The organism is Frigoribacterium sp. MEB024, from assembly GCF_000878135.1.
Classification (GTDB): Bacteria; Actinomycetota; Actinomycetes; order Actinomycetales; family Microbacteriaceae; genus Frigoribacterium.
Genome location: NZ_JXQZ01000029.1, coordinates 1 through 3,472, shown reverse-complemented (window position 1 = coordinate 3,472; position 3,472 = coordinate 1). Strand labels below are relative to the sequence as shown.

At 54.1% G+C, this 3,472-nt stretch carries 2 rRNA genes; both read right to left on the bottom strand.

Going from position 1 to position 3,472, the window contains the following annotated elements:
• A 23S ribosomal RNA gene (locus tag SZ60_RS06715) occupies positions 1-1,262 on the bottom strand; the annotation flags it as partial.
• Between the two features lie 466 nt (positions 1,263-1,728).
• A 16S ribosomal RNA gene (locus SZ60_RS06710) occupies positions 1,729-3,248 on the bottom strand.
• Between the last annotated feature and the right edge of the window lie 224 nt (positions 3,249-3,472).

The window sequence follows — 3,472 nt, the reverse complement described above, 5'->3', positions numbered from 1 at the left end:
CTATAATACGAAATCTACAACTTCGGTGGTGTGCTTGAGCCCCGTTACATTGTCGGCGCGGAATCACTTGACCAGTGAGCTATTACGCACTCTTTCAAGGGTGGCTGCTTCTAAGCCAACCTCCTGGTTGTCTATGCAACTCCACATCCTTTCCCACTTAGCACACGCTTAGGGACCTTAGTTGGTAGTCTGGGTTGTTTCCCTCTCGACGATGAAGCTTATCCCCCACCGTCTCACTGCTGCGCTCTCACTTACCGGCATTCGGAGTTTGGCTGACGTCAGTAAGCTTTTGGGCCCCATCGGCCATCCAGTAGCTCTACCTCCGGCAAGAAACACGCAACGCTGCACCTAAATGCATTTCGGAGAGAACCAGCTATCACGAAGTTTGATTGGCCTTTCACCCCTATCCACAGCTCATCCCCTCAGTTTTCAACCTAAGTGGGTTCGGTCCTCCACGACGTCTTACCGTCGCTTCAACCTGGCCATGGATAGATCACTTCGCTTCGGGTCTAGGACATGCGACTGGATCGCCCTATTAAGACTCGCTTTCGCTACGGCTACCCCACACGGGTTAACCTCGCCACATATCGCTAACTCGCAGGCTCATTCTTCAAAAGGCACGCTGTCACCCCTACAAGGAGGCTCCAACGGTTTGTAAGCAAACGGTTTCAGGTACTATTTCACTCCCCTCCCGGGGTACTTTTCACCTTTCCCTCACGGTACTTGTCCGCTATCGGTCATCTGGGAGTATTTAGGCTTATCAGGTGGTCCTGACAGATTCACACGGGATTTCTCGGGCCCCGAGCTACTTGGGATCCCCATTCAGCCAGCGCCAGCATTTCGGCTACGGGGTTCGCACCCTCTATGACCAGCCATTCAAAGCTGTTCGCCTATACTGCGCTGTAACTGTCCCTGTCCGGCAGAACAGGACAACGGGTCCCACAACCCCGACCATGCAACGACCGCCGTCTATCACACATGACCGGTTTAGCCTCTTCCGATTTCGCTCGCCACTACTGACGGAATCACTGTTGTTTTCTCTTCCTGTGGGTACTGAGATGTTTCACTTCCCCACGTTCCCTCTACCCGCCCTATATATTCAGGCGGGAGTCACCAGACATAACGCCTGGCGGGGTTTCCCCATTCGGAAATCCTCGGATCAGGGCTCGATTATCAGCTCCCCGAGGCTTATCGCAGATTTCTACGTCCTTCTTCGGCTCCAGATGCCAAGGCATCCACCGTTTGCTCTTAGAAACTTGACCACAAAGTTGCTGCCAGCCAAAGACTGACAGCTCAGTGTTATCTCATTCGCCAACCACACCCAAAGGGCGGATTGGTCTAAGAAATTGCACTTAGTATCACAAACAACAACCAACCCGAAGGCCGGCCCTGCTTGCGACTAAGATGCTCGCGTCCACTGTGTAGTTCTCAAAATACGGGCGGCACCATGAACACCCTGCAAGTAATGCAGAACCCTCATGGCCCAGAGGAAAAACAACCACACCATGTGTGGATGCTTGGTCCCTCAGGACCCAACAGCGTGCAAGCCCCCCACCCAGAACACCCTCACCTTCCAGACACCCGAAGGTGCCGTACTAGCGCTGATGCTCTTCGCGAAGAGCCATTGTCAATGTTCCACCCATGAGCGCCGGCCGAAGACATTCGCTTCGAAACCGACTTGACTCGTTGACCCCCGTGTATACCGCGGGGCGAGTACATGCTCCTTAGAAAGGAGGTGATCCAGCCGCACCTTCCGGTACGGCTACCTTGTTACGACTTAGTCCTAATCACCGATCCCACCTTCGACAGCTCCATCCACAAGGGTTAGGCCACTGGCTTCGGGTGTTACCGACTTTCATGACTTGACGGGCGGTGTGTACAAGGCCCGGGAACGTATTCACCGCAGCGTTGCTGATCTGCGATTACTAGCGACTCCGACTTCATGAGGTCGAGTTGCAGACCTCAATCCGAACTGAGACCGGCTTTTTGGGATTCGCTCCACCTTACGGTATCGCAGCCCTTTGTACCGGCCATTGTAGCATGCGTGAAGCCCAAGACATAAGGGGCATGATGATTTGACGTCATCCCCACCTTCCTCCGAGTTGACCCCGGCAGTCTCCTATGAGTTCCCACCATAACGTGCTGGCAACATAGAACGAGGGTTGCGCTCGTTGCGGGACTTAACCCAACATCTCACGACACGAGCTGACGACAACCATGCACCACCTGTATACCGACCTTGCGGGGCGACCATCTCTGGACGTTTCCGGTATATGTCAAGCCTTGGTAAGGTTCTTCGCGTTGCATCGAATTAATCCGCATGCTCCGCCGCTTGTGCGGGCCCCCGTCAATTCCTTTGAGTTTTAGCCTTGCGGCCGTACTCCCCAGGCGGGGAACTTAATGCGTTAGCTGCGACACGGAGACCGTGGAATGGCCCCCACATCTAGTTCCCAACGTTTACGGCATGGACTACCAGGGTATCTAATCCTGTTCGCTCCCCATGCTTTCGCTCCTCAGCGTCAGTTACGGCCCAGAGATCTGCCTTCGCCATCGGTGTTCCTCCTGATATCTGCGCATTCCACCGCTACACCAGGAATTCCAATCTCCCCTACCGCACTCTAGTCTGCCCGTACCCACTGCAGGCTGGGGGTTGAGCCCCCAGATTTCACAGCAGACGCGACAAACCGCCTACGAGCTCTTTACGCCCAATAATTCCGGACAACGCTTGCACCCTACGTATTACCGCGGCTGCTGGCACGTAGTTAGCCGGTGCTTTTTCTGCAGGTACCGTCACTTTCGCTTCTTCCCTACTAAAAGAGGTTTACAACCCGAAGGCCGTCATCCCTCACGCGGCGTTGCTGCATCAGGCTTTCGCCCATTGTGCAATATTCCCCACTGCTGCCTCCCGTAGGAGTCTGGGCCGTGTCTCAGTCCCAGTGTGGCCGGTCACCCTCTCAGGCCGGCTACCCGTCGTCGCCTTGGTGAGCCATTACCTCACCAACTAGCTGATAGGCCGCGAGTCCATCCTTGACCAAAATTCTTTCCAACTCCTAGCCATGCGGCTGAAGCTCGTATCCGGTATTAGACGCCATTTCTAGCGCTTATCCCAGAGTCAAGGGCAGGTTACTCACGTGTTACTCACCCGTTCGCCACTAATCCCTGGAGCAAGCTCCAGTTCATCGTTCGACTTGCATGTGTTAAGCACGCCGCCAGCGTTCGTCCTGAGCCAGGATCAAACTCTCCGTAAAAGAAAAAACAGCACAACCGGAATAGGCCATGACTGCTGAATTTGATGCTGACTAAAGAACAAAACAATCTGACGATTGTTGTTGTCCATCAATCTCAAAGAAACCTAAACACCACTCACAACCCCACCAAAAGATGAGACCACAAGCAATGCCAGGGTATAATTTGGCATTTGACAATGTGCACGCTGTTGAGTTCTCAAGGACCAAACGCACCCGAAACCCGG